Annotated in this window: 14 protein-coding genes; 10 read left to right on the top strand and 4 right to left on the bottom strand. The window is 67.8% G+C overall.

Going from position 1 to position 13,506, the window contains the following annotated elements; translation table 11 throughout:
* Positions 1-262 precede the first annotated feature (262 nt).
* Entirely contained in the window at positions 263-2,869 is a 2,607-nt protein-coding gene (locus ACLJO0_RS34220; RefSeq protein WP_410583184.1) for a hypothetical protein, read from the top strand.
* 322 nt (positions 2,870-3,191) lie between these two features.
* On the opposite strand, the gene ACLJO0_RS34215 is transcribed toward ACLJO0_RS34220, so the two are convergent.
* Together ACLJO0_RS34215 and ACLJO0_RS34210 are read right to left on the bottom strand one after the other, a co-directional pair.
* Positions 3,192-3,839, bottom strand: a complete 648-nt coding sequence (locus ACLJO0_RS34215; protein WP_410583182.1) for a response regulator — start codon at positions 3,837-3,839, stop codon at positions 3,192-3,194.
* Positions 3,836-4,987, bottom strand: a complete 1,152-nt coding sequence (locus ACLJO0_RS34210; protein WP_410583181.1) for a sensor histidine kinase — start codon at positions 4,985-4,987, stop codon at positions 3,836-3,838. Before ACLJO0_RS34210 ends, ACLJO0_RS34215 begins: the two co-directional genes overlap by 4 nt.
* A gap of 161 nt (positions 4,988-5,148) precedes the next feature.
* Between ACLJO0_RS34210 and ACLJO0_RS34205 the strand changes: the two genes are divergently transcribed.
* Positions 5,149-5,709: a DUF6326 family protein gene (locus tag ACLJO0_RS34205; protein WP_410583180.1), complete on the top strand. Its 561-nt coding sequence runs from the start codon at positions 5,149-5,151 to the stop codon at positions 5,707-5,709.
* 14 nt (positions 5,710-5,723) lie between these two features.
* Here the strand turns inward: ACLJO0_RS34205 and ACLJO0_RS34200 are convergent, their stop codons facing one another.
* Positions 5,724-6,452, bottom strand: coding sequence for an SDR family NAD(P)-dependent oxidoreductase (locus ACLJO0_RS34200; RefSeq protein ID WP_410583179.1), 729 nt, complete (start codon positions 6,450-6,452; stop codon positions 5,724-5,726).
* A gap of 70 nt (positions 6,453-6,522) precedes the next feature.
* On the opposite strand from ACLJO0_RS34200, the gene ACLJO0_RS34195 reads away from it, so the two are divergent.
* The 5 genes from ACLJO0_RS34195 to ACLJO0_RS34175 all read left to right on the top strand — a co-directional run bounded on the left by ACLJO0_RS34195 (position 6,523) and on the right by ACLJO0_RS34175 (position 9,915).
* Complete coding sequence (locus tag ACLJO0_RS34195; protein ID WP_410583178.1) at positions 6,523-7,377, top strand: LysR family transcriptional regulator; 855 nt, start codon at positions 6,523-6,525, stop codon at positions 7,375-7,377.
* Between the two features lie 514 nt (positions 7,378-7,891).
* The gene (locus ACLJO0_RS34190) at positions 7,892-8,326 is read left to right on the top strand and encodes a hypothetical protein (protein ID WP_410583177.1); all 435 of its coding nucleotides are present in this window, start codon (positions 7,892-7,894) and stop codon (positions 8,324-8,326) included.
* Between the two features lie 4 nt (positions 8,327-8,330).
* The gene (locus ACLJO0_RS34185) at positions 8,331-8,714 is read left to right on the top strand and encodes a VOC family protein (RefSeq protein WP_410583175.1); all 384 of its coding nucleotides are present in this window, start codon (positions 8,331-8,333) and stop codon (positions 8,712-8,714) included.
* 63 nt (positions 8,715-8,777) lie between these two features.
* Positions 8,778-9,374 carry a hypothetical protein gene (locus ACLJO0_RS34180; RefSeq protein ID WP_410583174.1) on the top strand — a complete coding sequence of 199 codons (597 nt, stop codon included), beginning with the start codon at positions 8,778-8,780 and terminating at the stop codon, positions 9,372-9,374.
* A 94-nt stretch (positions 9,375-9,468) separates the two neighbouring features.
* Positions 9,469-9,915, top strand: coding sequence for an anthrone oxygenase family protein (locus ACLJO0_RS34175; RefSeq protein ID WP_410583172.1), 447 nt, complete (start codon positions 9,469-9,471; stop codon positions 9,913-9,915).
* A 13-nt stretch (positions 9,916-9,928) separates the two neighbouring features.
* Here the strand turns inward: ACLJO0_RS34175 and ACLJO0_RS34170 are convergent, their stop codons facing one another.
* Positions 9,929-10,873, bottom strand: a complete 945-nt coding sequence (locus ACLJO0_RS34170) for a VOC family protein (RefSeq protein WP_410583170.1) — start codon at positions 10,871-10,873, stop codon at positions 9,929-9,931.
* Positions 10,874-10,939: 66 nt separating this feature from the next.
* Here ACLJO0_RS34170 and ACLJO0_RS34165 point away from each other — a divergent pair, with 66 nt between their 5' ends.
* The 3 genes from ACLJO0_RS34165 (at position 10,940) to ACLJO0_RS34155 (ending at position 13,463) form a co-directional block, all read left to right on the top strand.
* Positions 10,940-11,542: a TetR/AcrR family transcriptional regulator gene (locus ACLJO0_RS34165; protein WP_410583169.1), complete on the top strand. Its 603-nt coding sequence runs from the start codon at positions 10,940-10,942 to the stop codon at positions 11,540-11,542.
* Between the two features lie 76 nt (positions 11,543-11,618).
* Positions 11,619-12,683, top strand: a complete 1,065-nt coding sequence (locus ACLJO0_RS34160) for a DUF4037 domain-containing protein (RefSeq protein WP_410583167.1) — start codon at positions 11,619-11,621, stop codon at positions 12,681-12,683.
* A gap of 378 nt (positions 12,684-13,061) precedes the next feature.
* A complete protein-coding gene (locus ACLJO0_RS34155; protein ID WP_410583166.1) occupies positions 13,062-13,463 on the top strand; it encodes a hypothetical protein in 402 nt (133 codons plus the stop codon).
* Positions 13,464-13,506: the final 43 nt, after the last annotated feature.

The following is a 13,506-nucleotide window of genomic DNA, read 5'->3' as shown; positions in this document are numbered from 1 at the left end:
GCAAGTTGCCGACAAAAGCGAAAAGGCTCTGAAAGCCAGGCACTGAGCTGTGTCGTTCTTCCGCGAGTGCGTGCGTGATCCTGGACGCTCGGCGCGGTCGCGCCGAGCGCTCCGGCTCTGGTCAGGGCGGCGACGGTGGTGGTGGGTCTACGTCTTCCTTCTCCCGCCTGTGAAGCGCCTGCGAGCGGGCTGAAACATAGGGCAACCGATCCTCCCCTTCAGGCGTGTACGTCCTGCATGCCTGCAACAAGGGAGGGCCAGCATGACCTTACGAAGATCACTGACGTTGCCCGCAGTCGCGCTCACCATCGCGCTCACCTTCACCGATGGCGCGATGGCGGCAACGGAAGCCACTGGTCAACAGCGTTCCGAGGTGACGCTGTCCGCGACGTCCTGGGGTTACGTCGACTCGGCGACGCCGACCACCGCCTACTTCAAGCCATCCGGCAACTTGCCGATCGGCACCTGGGACAACACACCGCACCTCCAACGCTCGTACGTGAATTTCGACCTGAGCTCGTTGCGGGGTGTGCCGTTCACGACCGTGCTGCTGTCGGCCGGCGAGACGCACTACGTCGGCTGCGACAGCCGCGCCACCGAGGTGTGGCGGACCTCCGCCTACGCCAAGCAGTCGACCTGGCAGAACCGCCCGGCGGAGCGGACACGGGTTGCGTCCAGGGGTGCCGACGGCACCTGCATCGACAACGACGCCACGTTCGACGTCACCTCCGCGGTGCGGGACGCGATCGCACACAAGGTCCGTCATCTCACGCTGGGCTTCCGCGTCGCCGAAGCACACGAGGCGGACCCGGCGTTCTATCGGCTGATCAAGGCCCCGGCGACGCTGCGGGTGGTCAACAACGCGCCGCCCGCGACGCCGACCGACCTCCGCACCAACGACGAACCCTGCGCCAAGGACGGCACCGGAGCGCTGGTGAGCCGCCAGGTGAAGCTGAGCGCACAGGTAACCGACCCGGACGGCGACTCCACGTCCGGGCAGTTCACGTGGTGGCCCGTGGCGGACCCGTCGCAACGGCACACGGGTGCCGGGTCGGGCAACCCCGCCGCGGCGTACCCGGACACCTGGGGCCTCGCCGACGGTACCTATGCGTGGGAGGTGTACGCACAGGACAGCTGGGGTGCGAAGTCGTCCACGGCGGCCCCGTGCCGGTTCACCGTCGACCGCACGGATCCGAAAGCGCCTGCCGTCGTCTCCGCGACGTACCCGGCGGACGCCGAGGGCGGCGGGGTCGGTGTGGCGGGCCAGTTCACCTTCTCTCCCAACGGTTCCACCGACGTCGTGCGGTACGACTACGACTTCGGCGGGAACACGCGGGAGATCGCCGCGGGCCCCGATGGCACGGCCACCGTCAGCTTCACGCCAACGGCCAACGGCTGGCAGTCTGTGGTCGTACGGGCGTGGGACCGGGCGGGCAACCTCTCGCTCAGCACCTACTACTCGTTCATCGTCAAGGAGACGCGGCCGACGGTCACGTCCGACCGCTACCCGCCGCAGGGCGGCCCGGACGGCGGCATCGGCGTGCCGGGCGTGTTCCGGTTCGCGCCGGGGATGCCGAACGTCGTGGCGTATGACTACCGGCTGGACGACGGCGCGTCCGCCACGGTCACGGCAGGCCAGGACGGCGTCGCCGAGGTGACGATCACGCCGGTCACCGGTGGTGATCACGTGCTGTTCGTGCGCAGCACCGACACCTCGGGCGTGAAGTCGCCGGAACGGGAGTACCGATTCCTCGTCGACGCGTCACCGGTGGTGAGCGGGCCCGAAAACGTCGACCTGGGCACCTCGGCCACGTACACGGCGAAACCGAGAATGCCGCACGTCGTCGAATACGACTACTGGTTCGCGAGTGCCGAGAGTACGAAGTGGACGGTCAAGGCGAACGCCGACGGAACTGCCACGCTGCCGGTCGATTTCACCTCGGCCGAGGGGAACCTGCTGCGGGTCCAGGCCCGCGACGCGTCCGGCGGGCTGTCCCCGGTGACGGAGAAACGGTTGTCGCTCAACACCTGGCGACCCACGATCGGCTACGTGGGCGACATCGGGACCGAGGGCAGAGCCGCCACGTTCACGTTCACCACCCCGATGCCGAACGCCGTGGAGTTCGAGTACTGGCTGACGGCGGACCCGTCGACCAGGTGGACCGCGCCGGTCAGCGGGAACACCGCGACGGTGAGCTACACCCCGCCGAAGATCGGCGACTACGAGATGTTGGCGCGCGCGAAGAACACGGCGGGCGTGTGGTCGGCGGCGGACAACATCACGTGGATGGTGACGAACGATCCGACGGTGACCTCGAAGGAGTTCCAGGCGAACGCGCGGGTGTTCCCCGGCACCTTCACGTTCGAAGCCCGCCAGCCGGGCGCGGTGGCGTTCGAGTACTCGTTCAACTGGGGTCCGTTCCAGCGGACAGCCGCTGAGAACGGGCGCGCCGTGCTGGCGTGGACTCCCCCGCTGCCACCGGACGGCTCGGCCGACTACAACCTGCGGGTGCGTACGGTGACCGCCGACAACGTCTTCTCGCAGGAGGAAACGTACTACTTCAACATATTGAGCGCGCCGTACGTGTCGTCCAAGGAATACCCGGAAGGCGAGTGGTCGGGCGGTACCGGTGTGCCGGGGACGTTCACCTTCACGCCGGGTATGCCCGGCATCGTCTCGTACACCTACTCCGTCCGGAACGACCGGGGCGCCGTGACAGAGGAGCTCACCGTACCGGCGGACGGTTCCGGTACGGGGACGATGACGTGGACCCCACCGGACCGAGGCATCTACTCGGTCCACGTGCGGGGCAACACGGCCGACGGCACCAGGTCGGGTGGCATCGGCTACTCGGTGTACGTTAACTGACCGCGTGACCGGCGGCCCCGCTCCCGCCAGGGAGCGGGGCCGCATGCTCGGTAGCACGCTCTCCCGAACCAGTAGGCCGGCTTGGTACTCCGCCGTCGGCGGCACCAAACAAACGAGAGCGGCCAAACGCGCGACACAATCCCGATCACATGGCGAGGGGCGGCTGGGAGGCGTCCGAGTATGGGCGGCGGTGCGAAGTTCTCCGCATGGTTCACGCCGATGCGGCTTCCCCATGGGCGGTGAACAGGATGTCCGCGCTCGAGGTGAGCTGGTTGGTGGCGCTGTGGGGGTCGCGGCAACGGCGGCGGGAGCCTTTGCAGCGTCAGATGCGGCCGGTCTCGTGAGCCCACATGGCGACCTCGACGCGGTTTCGGGCGCCGAGCTTTCGCATGAGGCTGGCGAGGTGGGCTTTGACGGTGCTTGGGGTGATGTAGAGCTCGCTGGCGATCTCGTTGTTGGTGCGGCCTTGGGCTACCGGCACGAGGACTTCCTCCTCGCGGGCGGTGAGCGGTTCTATCGGCTGCCTCGGTGGTGAGGTCTGTGCGTGGGCGAACGCTGCGAGCAGTCGGACGGTCACGCTGGGTGTGATCAGTGCGTCTCCGCCGGCGGCGGCGTGGATGGCCTGGGACAGCAGGGCGGCTCCGGCGTCCTTGAGCAGGAACCCGCGGGCGCCGGCTTTGAGCGCCCCGTGGACATATTCGTCGAGGTCGAAGGTGGTGATGACCACGATCGGCAGGGGGTCGGTGACGTCGGGGCCGGCGAGGCGTCGGGTGGCTTCGATGCCGTCCATCAGCGGCATTCGGATGTCGAACAGGCCGACGTCGGGGCGCAGCTGGAGCGCCAGGCGGACCGCCTCGCGCCCGTCGGCGGCCGCGCCGACCACTTCGATGTCGGGTTGGGCGTCGAGCAGCATGGTCAGCCCGGTGCGCACGATGGGCTGGTCGTCGGCGATGAGGACCCTGATGCTCATCGTGGCGTCCCGGTTCGAGGCAGGACCGCCTCTACCCGCCAGCCCCGCTCGGCGGCAGGGCCTGCGTGGAAGGTGCCGCCGAGCAGTGAGGCGCGTTCCCGCATGCCCACCAGGCCGTAGCCTGCTGGGGCGCGGGCGCCGGCGGCGGAGCCGTCGTCGTCGATGGTCAGCCGTACCTGGTCGGCGTCGCCTGTGACGGCGACGATGACCTGGGTCGCGTGCCGGGCGTGCCGTCGAGCGTTGGTGATGGACTCCTGGGCTAGGCGGTAGATCGCGGCCCCGACCGCCGGGCTGAGGTCGTCGAACTCGCCGAACATCGTCACCTCGACGCAGGGACGCGTCCGGCCATCGGTGGCGAGCTGCTCGACCTCGGCCAGGCCGGGCTGCGGCGCGAACTCGGTGTCCTGTGTGGCGCGGAGCACGCCGACGACGGCGCGCAGCTCGGTGAGGGTGCGGGTCGCTGCGTCCTCGATGATGGCCAGGGCCTCGATGGCACGCTCGGGGTGGGAGGCCGCGATGGCACGTCCTGCTTGGGCCTGGATGGCGATGCCCGAGACGTGGTGGGCGACGGTGTCGTGGAGTTCACGAGCGAGCTGTTCGCGTTCGCGGGCCTTGGCTTGGTCGATGTCGCGGATGCGGATCTTCGTGCGATAGCGGATCGCGGTGCCGAGCGCGGCGGCGAACAGGAAGAACGCGTATCCCGCGACCACCTCCGCCAGGCTGGTGGCGTCGGCGCCGAGGGTGGTGATGGCAGCCGGCCAGAGCAGGATGATGCCGAGACCGCTTGCGGCTTCCCGGCCGGAGCCCCACCGGAACAGGGCGTAGGCCAGGATCAGCACCGCAATGCTGCTGTTCAGCAGGGCGCCTTGCGACCCGGTGAGGATTCTGACGATGTCGACGATCGTCAACGTGCCGAAAGAGACCGCAACCGCGACGAGCGGGTGCCTGCGCCGCCACAGCAGGGGGCCGAGGACCGCGAGCACCGCGAGTAGCGGCAGCGGGCGTGGCGCCAGGTCCTGGCGGAGCACCGCTTCCACCACCGACCAGCAGATCAGTACAGCGACCAAGGCCCAGTCCCGCGGTCCCAGGTCCGGGACATTCGTGGGTCGCGGTTCGGCCCACAGCGAGCGGAGTGCGTTGGTGGCCATCTGATCAGCCTAGGCAGCCCGCGTGCTCGGGGTATCCGCCGAAAGTACAAGAGCCCGGCTGCGCCAACGGCCAGGTCGAACCAGGCTCCGCGGCCGATGTGCCCGCCGCCGGCATTCGTGAAGGTGGAAGCACCCACCCGATCAAGCCAGGGAGCATTGTGATGAGAACGCCTCGATCCCGCACCGCACTAGAGGATCCGCCGCCGCGGAGCACGCTGGAAGTTCTGCGCATACCCGTGCAGGCCAAGCTCGCCGCAGCTTGGACCAGTTTCATGTTCCTCTACATCTACGTCGACTATCTCGCCCTGTACAAGCCCGGCTTCATCGACGACATCCAGGCCGGCATCGTCCACGAGTTCGACCTCGGCCCAACCTTTGTCGCCATCGCGCTCACGCTCATGGCCATCCCGATCCTCATGATCCTGCTCTCCGCGACACTGCCCGCCCGTGTCAACCGCACCATCAACCTCGTCGTGGCAACGCTTTACATCCCTGTCTCGATGTTCAACGCGGTAGGGGAGTCTTGGACCTACTTCTCCTTCTACGGCATCTCCATCGGACTCGAGGTGCTGCTCCTGGCCTTCATCCTGCGCTCCGCCTGGACCTGGCCACGCCGCATCGCATCATCGGCGATTCTGACAGCCGGCCTCGACAGCGAGCCCGAGCGCGAGCAGTCCTGGGTATCGGATGGCGGAGGCGGCGTCGGAGATGGTGCTCCTTGACGGCGGAGTCCGGTTCACCAGGGGATGACGTCCTCGAGGGAATCTGGGCCGCGGAAGACGCCGGACGGGCCGTCCGCGGGGATCGTCGCGAGCAGGACCGGAACGGCCGCGCCCTCGGCCACGGTGCGGTGCCCGCGTGGGAAAGGGGCGCCGGCGTTCTGGTCGGTCGGCACCATGCCGGGGCTGACGGCGTTGACCTTGATGCCGTCGGCATTGAGGGTTTCGGCGTAGAGCAGGGTCAAGGCGTTGAGCGCGGCCTTGGATGAGCTGTAGGCGAGGAATCCTTCGGTGGGCAGGGAAATCTCCGGATCGCTCAGCAGGGTGAGGGACGCGAGCCCGCTCGACAGGTTGACCACGCGCGGGTTGGGGGAGCGGCGCAGCAAGGGCAAGCAGGCCGAGATCATCGTGACGACACCGAAAACGTTGACCTCGTACACCTCGCGCAGATGCGCGGCCGTGAAGTCGGTGGTGCGCAGGCCCCATTCGCTGGTGATGCCGGCGTTGTTGACCAGGACGTCCAGTCTGCCGGTCTCGGCCTCGATCGCTTCGATCGCCGCTGCCACGGACGCTTCGTCGGTGACGTCGAGCCGGATGGGCCGGATGCCCGGTCCGGCCGCGCCGCCCCCTTCCGGATCCCGCGCGCCGAGGTAGACGGTGAGTCCGCGTCCGGCCAGTCGCCGGACGATCTCCTTGCCGATGCCTTTGCCGCCGCCGGTGACGAGCGCGACTTCGTGGGGGTGCATGCCACCACCTCAGCCGACCGCACGCCGGAACAGAAGCACCGATCCGGTGTGCGGGCCCTACCCTGGCGGTATGCCGGATCCGGAGATCCGCGAACTGCGCTATTTCCGCGCCGTCGCCGAAGACCTGAACATCACCCGCGCGGCCGGTCGTCTCGGTATCGCGCAACCGCCGCTGTCGCGGGCCATCCGTGGGCTCGAACGCCGGATCGGCTCGGAACTGTTCGATCGCACCGGGCGGCGACTGGCGCTGACTCCCGCCGGGGAGACCCTGTTCGCCGAGTCGGCCAAGGTCCTCGCCGCACTGGACACAGCCGTTCGCCGGACGCGGCGGGACGGGAACGCGCTCGTGGTGACCGCCAAACCCGGAGTGGCCACCCGACTGTTGCACCGCGTCCGCGAACGCTTCCAGGAGGATCCGGCCGCGCCGGAGATCCGTGTGGTGGTGAGCGGGTTCGGTGAACAGGCCGAGCTGGTCCGCGACGGACGCGCCGATCTGGCGATCGCCGCCTGTGTGGACGGCGAAGGCCTCGAAACCGAACTCCTGACGACCGAACCGCGCGTCGCCGCGCTCGCCGCCGATCACGTGCTCGCCGGGCACGAGGTGCTCAGCGTCGCCGATCTGCTCGCCGAGCCCGCTCCGCGATGGGCGGATTCGCGGATCGTCGAGCGCGGCCACTGGCTGGGCCATCCCGATCGCCGGTCCGACGGGCCGGTCGTGCGCGACACCGCCCAGCTGCTGGAGGTGGTCTCTCTCGGGCAGGCCGTAGCACTGGTGCCCGCCTCGCTGGCCGCCGTGAACGTCCGCCCGGACGTCGTCTACCTGCCGGTCGGTGATGCGACGCCGTACCGGACCCTGGCACTCTGGCGCTCAGGGAGCCGGTCATCTTCGATAGCGAGATTCCTCAGGATCGCCGCCGAGCGCTGACCGAACCAGGAACGTCCGAACGTTTGTCGAGCGCCGGCACGACGCGGTCGGGGCGGAGAACCCGGACGCGACCCCTCGCCCGGTAGGCGCTCCGGCTTCCGAATTGCGCTGCCCGGCTTGTCCGCCGGGACCGGGACGTGGAAGGGCCAGTTTCCGTCGCAGCGCGGAGTCGAACTCCCGCTGCCGAGGTAGTCGGAAATGTTGGGTCCCGCGTAGGAGTCGCCGTAGATGACTCGGCCACATCCGACCGCGTGCAGGATGCCGTCGAGGATCACCGATCGGTTGGTGAACACGGTGATCAGCCTCCCCGCGGGAAGGGGCGGCGTCATCGACGATGCCCGACGGTTCTGATTCCGGACCGACCGGCCGGAAAGTCTTCGTAAAACGGTCGTTTTCCGGAAAACGGTCACCTGATCGCCGACGTCCGCGGCGTCGGGCAGAACCAGTTTTGGGCAAGACGCCGTGACCTGTAAAAGAAGCGCACAATCGTGCGCAGGCCCGTAAGCTCGGGAGAATGCGAAGGAGACTGCGGGCACTTCGCGTCGGGGAACGGGACTTCACCTGGCGTGCCCGGATCGGTGCGGTGCCAGGCGATACTGGAAGTCTCCATCGATGTATCAACGTACGGATATGGGGCGACGGCAAGAACAGTCGTGCGCTGGAGGCGGACCTGCTTTCCAAGGACATGGGGGTGGGGTGGGCCCCTGTCGAGACGGATGGGTCGTATCCGGGCGCTGTCGACATTCGACGACTGATCGAACACGCGCTGACGGTCGGCTGGGAACCGGACGTGCGCGGTGGAACCTTTTTGCTCACGGAAGAACATGGGCTTGAACTCCCCGGCTTCTTGGTCACCGATCGAGTACGCGACCCCAATGCTGCTGACCCGGCCAGCCGAGTGGTCCAGGCGCAGGTGCCCGTCGGACAAGCCGGAGCATGGCTACCCTGAAGGCATGCTCAGGCTCGGGTTGCCCGTGATCGGTGTGTCGGATCTGCCGCGGGCGGTGGAATTCTGGACCGCGGCGCTGAACCTCGTTGCCGACGACGAGTGGGCGAGCGACGGCTGGCGGACCCTGGTCGGCGCCGATGGGGCCGGTCGCGTGCTGGGGCTGATGTCGAGTACTTCGCCGCTCGAGCCGTATCCGCGGATCCATCTCGACCTGTTCGTCGATACCGCCGCGGAGCAAGAAGCCGAAGTCGCACGTCTGAAGGAACTCGGGGCCCGAGACGTCGATTGGGACCGCTATCCGCCCAACCCGGACTTCGTCGTTCTCGCCGACCCGGATGGCAACCGCTTCTGCGTTGTCGACCTCAGCAGCGCGCCCTCTGGCGGCTGAACATCTGAGTGCCTTGTACGAACCTCGCTCCCTGAAACCGATCCGGTGAGTGATACTCGCGGCATGGGGTACGACGCCTACGGGGCCGTGGTCGAGTGGGAGCCTTTGCTCGCCCTCACTCGCGAGCCGCATTGGGCTCATGTGTGGCTGTGGGACGACGCGGAAGAGCCGATGGCGCCGTTTCTGTCCGTGGACGACATGCCCGGCACCAAAGGTCACTGGAACAGCCTTTGGTACTACGGCGACTGTCTGCGTCCACGGCTGAGTCCCGAGACTCGCGCACTCACCGACACCGTGCTCGGCACACTGACCACCGGCTACGTCTTCACCGAGGAGTGGGAGCCGGAGCGCCGCGATGACCTGGCGGCGGACGCGGGACCCCACGCTCAGTCGCCACCGGAGGACTGGCGCCACCTGCTGAACTACACGCTGCGCCCGGCCAGTGTGCGTGAGTTGCTCGACGCGGCTCATCTGCTGCCCTGGGACCTCCTGACCCGTCTCGGTGAGGAATGCGACGCGATTCCGCAGGAGCAGCGCGATCCACCGCAGGGTGCGGTGCTGTGGTTCCACGACTTCCGCTACTTCACGTTTTCGCACATCACACTGCTCGAGCAGGCCGCCGCCGGTGGCCACGGAGTCGTCACGACAGGCGGTTGGTGATCGAGAAGTTTTCTAGCACCGCTAGGCAAACTAGCAGTGCTAGTGCTAGCGTTGCCGCATCAGCTAGCAATGCTAGATTTCAGGAGAGGCAGTCATGCTCAACGCACTTGAGATCGTCACGACCGTGATCGTCGGCGTCATGGTGGGGGTGGAGTTCTCCGTCGCGTTCGTCATCAACCCGATCCTCAACGCCCTTCCCGAGGAGAGCATGGTGAGCGGTCGTGCCCACGGGGGTCGCATGCTCGGCGCGGTCATGCCGGTCTGGTACATCGGTTCGCTCGTCCTCGTCGCGATTTGGGCCATCGCCGGGTGGCAGCACCCCGGCGCCGGACTCGTCGTCACCGCCGGCGCGCTGCTGATCGTCAGCGTGGTCATGTCGATCCTGCTGCTCGTCCCGATCAACAACCGGAGTAAGACGTGGACCGCCGAGAACCGGCCCGCGGACTGGAAGCGGCAAATGATCCGCTGGGACCGCTTTCACTACGTGCGCGTCGCCGTCACCATCGCTGCCTTCGCCCTGCTCGTCGTCGCTCGCGCCTGAGATGGTGTGGCGCCTACCGGAAAACGATGGTGACGCCGAGGGCCGTGGCGGCAGGCACGAAGACATCTCCGAGCGGCGTCTGTCGCAGCGGGACCTCGTTGCTCTGCAACAGATTCTTCGTTGCGGTCAGATCGGTGACGGCGACCGTGCACGCGACGAGAGCGGGCAACGCGGGGGGTTGTTCGCCGGGGAACAGTGTGGCGAGACCGGAGGCGGGCGCAAGGGTGAGTGTCGCGCCGTCGAGGTCGAAGACCCGGGTGGATCCTTCAGTGCGAGGTGCCCGGCCGAGGTAACGCTCGTAGCGAGCCTGGGCGGCGTCCAGTTCGTCGTCGGTGACGCACAACGTGGCATCGAGGAGGCCGACGGCGCCGTTCGGGTGGTCGGCCGGCCGGGTGGCCTGGATCCGTGGGTCCAGATCCGCGACGACGCCGACCCTGCCCTCCGCCTCCACACCTGGCCGCACTCCGTCGATCTCCAGGTAGCGGACGGTCTCGACGTGGTCGCCGGCAGGTCGTTGCACGGTGTTCACCCCGCCGTGCCGCACCGCGGCGGTGGTCAACCTTGCGGCGGTGGCGTCGATGTCGGCTGAGGAGAACATCAGGATGTGCAGGCCCTCGAAGCGGTCCAGGCATTCCGACAGGTTCGCGCTGGTGGCGTGGATCCGCTCCAGCAGCGTCGGTAGCACGTCGGGCGGGGCCTGCAGCGGGACGAGCCGCGCGTTCCGCGGCACGCGACCATCGGCCTGAACCACGGTGGCCAGCTCAAGGAAGTCGCGGGAGAAGTCGGCATGGGTGTTGGCGGCACCGAACGGCTCCGGCTCGGCGCCCTCGCGGGGTGACATCGCGGGATAACCGGGCGCCGGCACGGCAAAGCCCAGCCGCCGGTAGAGATCGAGTGCGGCGGACATGTCCCGGACGACGTGGCCGACGTGGTGCAGGCGAGTGATCTCGGAAGCCATGCGGTCACTCTAAAAGTAGTTCGACCAATCGGTCAATCTATCTTGTGTTGCCGTATCGTCCGGCCGATGGAGGAGCGCATCGACGGCCGCAGCGTCCGCTACCGGCACCGGCGGCCCGAACTGCTCGACGCGGTGACCGATTACGTCCTGACACACGGTCTGGCCGGTCTGGCGATGCGGCCGCTGGCCGCGGCGGTGAACGTCAGCCATGGGACGTTGCTGCACCACTTCGGCTCGAAGGAGAATCTGGTCACCGAAGTGATCGATCTGCTGCGCCGGAGACTGGCCGACGCGGCAGGCCTGGCCGACCCGCCGACCCAGCCCGCCGACCTTGCGGCCTGGTGGCGGAACTCGACGGCCACGGAACGCCTGCCCGTCTACCGGTTGCTGTTCGAGGTCTTCGCTCAGGCCGCGCGAGAACCGGAACGCTACGAACGCTTCCTGCAGCAGGTCGTGCACGACTCACTGACCCTGATGCAACGCCTCGTCACAGCAGACGGCTGCCCTGCGGAACAGGCACCTCTGGTGGCGTCGATGATCGTGGCCCAGGCCCGCGGCCTGCAACTCGACCTGCTCACCACCAACGACCGCGAACGCGTCGACAGCACCTTCGCCTTGTTCATCGACGTGATCGACAGCCTGAGGCGGACCTGGCCCACGGAGCGGTGACTCCACCAGCCGGGCAACGCGGGAACGCCCGGTTATCCACTGGCCGTCGTCCGTCATTCCTGCCACGGTGGCGGTCGTGACGCGATCCTTCCTGCCAGGGCTTGAACTGTCCCAGCTGTTTTACGCCGAGGTCGTCGCTCCGATCTTGGAGAACGCGCTGGACGACGTGCCGTACTCGGCGGCGCTGATCGGCTGGGGCTCGGAGGTGCAGGGCTTCGACACGGTGCGCTCCACCGACCACGCCTGGGGACCGCGGATGCAGCTTTTCCTTGACAGTGAAGACTTTCACGCCCTCGCCGACGATCTGGACGCCCTGCTCGATCGCGAGTTGCCGGTCGAGTTCCGCGGCTACCCGGTCCGCTTCGCCTTCCCGACGGGCGTGCCGGCCCGGCATTGGGTGCACGTCACGGATCTGCGGGACTTCTTCACCGAGCAGCTCGGCGCCGAGCCGGACGGCGGCCTGCCGATTCCGGCGTGGTTGACGGTCCCGACGCAAGTCCTGCGTGAACTGACCGGTGGCACGGTCTTCCACGACGGCGTCGGCCTGCTGGAGCCTTACCGGGATCATCTCGCCTGGTTTCCCGACGACGTGTGGCGTTACGTCTTGGCTTGTCAATGGATGCGCCTGTCCCAGGAGGAACCTTTTGTCGGCCGCTGCGGTGAGGTCGGCGACGACCTGGGCTCGGCCGTGGTCGCCGCGCGCCAGGTCCGTGACGTGATGAAGCTGTGCCTATTGATGAATCGGGTGTATCCGCCGTACAGCAAATGGCTGGGCACCGCGTTCGCGGCACTGCCCTGCGCCGAGGCGCTGACTCCCTGCCTGTCCGGCGCGCTGGCCGCGCAAAGCTGGCAGGAGCGGGAACGACACCTTTCTCCCGCCTACGAGATCGCCGCGGGGATGCACAACGATCTCGGTCTCACGGAGCCGCTGGAGGCGTCGGTCCGCTACTTCCACGACCGGCCGTTCCAGGTGCTCGACGCTTACCGGTTCACCGACGCGCTTGTCGCGACGATCAGCGATCCGGCCATCGGGGCTCTGCCGCCGGCCGGTGCGATCGACCAGTACGTCGACAGCACGGATTTGACCGACCGTGGAAACGCCGATTTACGCCGCCGCTATATCGCGGGCCCCGCACTCTGACCGCGACCACGAAAACTGGATGCGCGTCGCCGCAGTCCGTGTTGAGCTGGAGCATGGACCTGGATGCGGATATCGCCGCCCATTACGTTCAAGGCGTCGAGCGAAACCGGCTCACGACATGGGGGCGGTTGGAGGCGGAGCGAACCCGGGAGTTGATGGCGCGCTTTCTTCCGCCGCCGCCTGCGGTCGTTCTCGACGTCGGCGGCGCCGAAGGCGCGTACGCGCTTCCGCTTGCTCACTCCGGATACGAGGTGCACTTGATCGACCCGGTTTCCGCGCACATCCAGGCTGCTCGGAGTGCGTCGGCCGGGCAGACCATGGCACCGCTGGCCAGTGCGGAGATCGGCGACGCACGCGAACGACCGCGCGAAGGCGCTCTTGGAAGCGCACCGTGTGCTTCGTCCGGGTGGTCTGCTGCTGGCCGCAGGTATCTCCCGCTTCGCCTCGACCCTTGACGGTCCGCGGACGGGAGCGATCACCGATGGCACCTTCGAGGCGATTGTTCAGGACGACCTCCTGACCGGGGTCCATCGCAATCCCGACGTCCAGGGAAGGCCGGAATGGTTTACGCTCGCCTACTTTCACGCGCCGGATGAGTTGCGTGAGGAAGTGCGGCACTCCGGCTTCCCCGACGCCGACGTGTTCGCCGTAGAAGGCCCTGCGCACCGGCGACCATCAAAAGTGATCTCGACGACCCGGCCGCGCGCGCAGCGATCCTGCGGGCGATCGAACGGGTCGAACGCGAGCCGAGCCTGCTCGGGGCCAGCCCACATCTGCTGACGGTGGCCACCAAGCCGTGACCATCCGACGCTGGGGTTCGTCC

Source organism: Amycolatopsis sp. lyj-108, from assembly GCF_046549005.1.
GTDB lineage: Bacteria > Actinomycetota > Actinomycetes > Mycobacteriales > Pseudonocardiaceae > Amycolatopsis.
This window is presented reverse-complemented; position numbering and strand designations above follow the sequence as displayed.

Excerpts from the sequence above, each read along its gene's own strand:
- ACLJO0_RS34165 (WP_410583169.1), top strand. The coding sequence starts at position 10,940 with ATGGAGGAGCGCATCGACGGCCGCAGCGTCCGCTACCGGCACCGGCGG.
- ACLJO0_RS34185 (WP_410583175.1), top strand. The coding sequence starts at position 8,331 with ATGCTCAGGCTCGGGTTGCCCGTGATCGGTGTGTCGGATCTGCCGCGG.
- ACLJO0_RS34180 (WP_410583174.1), top strand. The coding sequence starts at position 8,778 with ATGGGGTACGACGCCTACGGGGCCGTGGTCGAGTGGGAGCCTTTGCTC.
- ACLJO0_RS34195 (WP_410583178.1), top strand. The coding sequence starts at position 6,523 with ATGCCGGATCCGGAGATCCGCGAACTGCGCTATTTCCGCGCCGTCGCC.
- ACLJO0_RS34190 (WP_410583177.1), top strand. The coding sequence starts at position 7,892 with ATGCGAAGGAGACTGCGGGCACTTCGCGTCGGGGAACGGGACTTCACC.
- ACLJO0_RS34170 (WP_410583170.1), bottom strand. The coding sequence starts at position 10,873 with ATGGCTTCCGAGATCACTCGCCTGCACCACGTCGGCCACGTCGTCCGG.
- ACLJO0_RS34175 (WP_410583172.1), top strand. The coding sequence starts at position 9,469 with ATGCTCAACGCACTTGAGATCGTCACGACCGTGATCGTCGGCGTCATG.
- ACLJO0_RS34205 (WP_410583180.1), top strand. The coding sequence starts at position 5,149 with ATGAGAACGCCTCGATCCCGCACCGCACTAGAGGATCCGCCGCCGCGG.
- ACLJO0_RS34215 (WP_410583182.1), bottom strand. The coding sequence starts at position 3,839 with ATGAGCATCAGGGTCCTCATCGCCGACGACCAGCCCATCGTGCGCACC.
- ACLJO0_RS34200 (WP_410583179.1), bottom strand. The coding sequence starts at position 6,452 with ATGCACCCCCACGAAGTCGCGCTCGTCACCGGCGGCGGCAAAGGCATC.
- ACLJO0_RS34210 (WP_410583181.1), bottom strand. The coding sequence starts at position 4,987 with ATGGCCACCAACGCACTCCGCTCGCTGTGGGCCGAACCGCGACCCACG.
- ACLJO0_RS34220 (WP_410583184.1), top strand. The coding sequence starts at position 263 with ATGACCTTACGAAGATCACTGACGTTGCCCGCAGTCGCGCTCACCATC.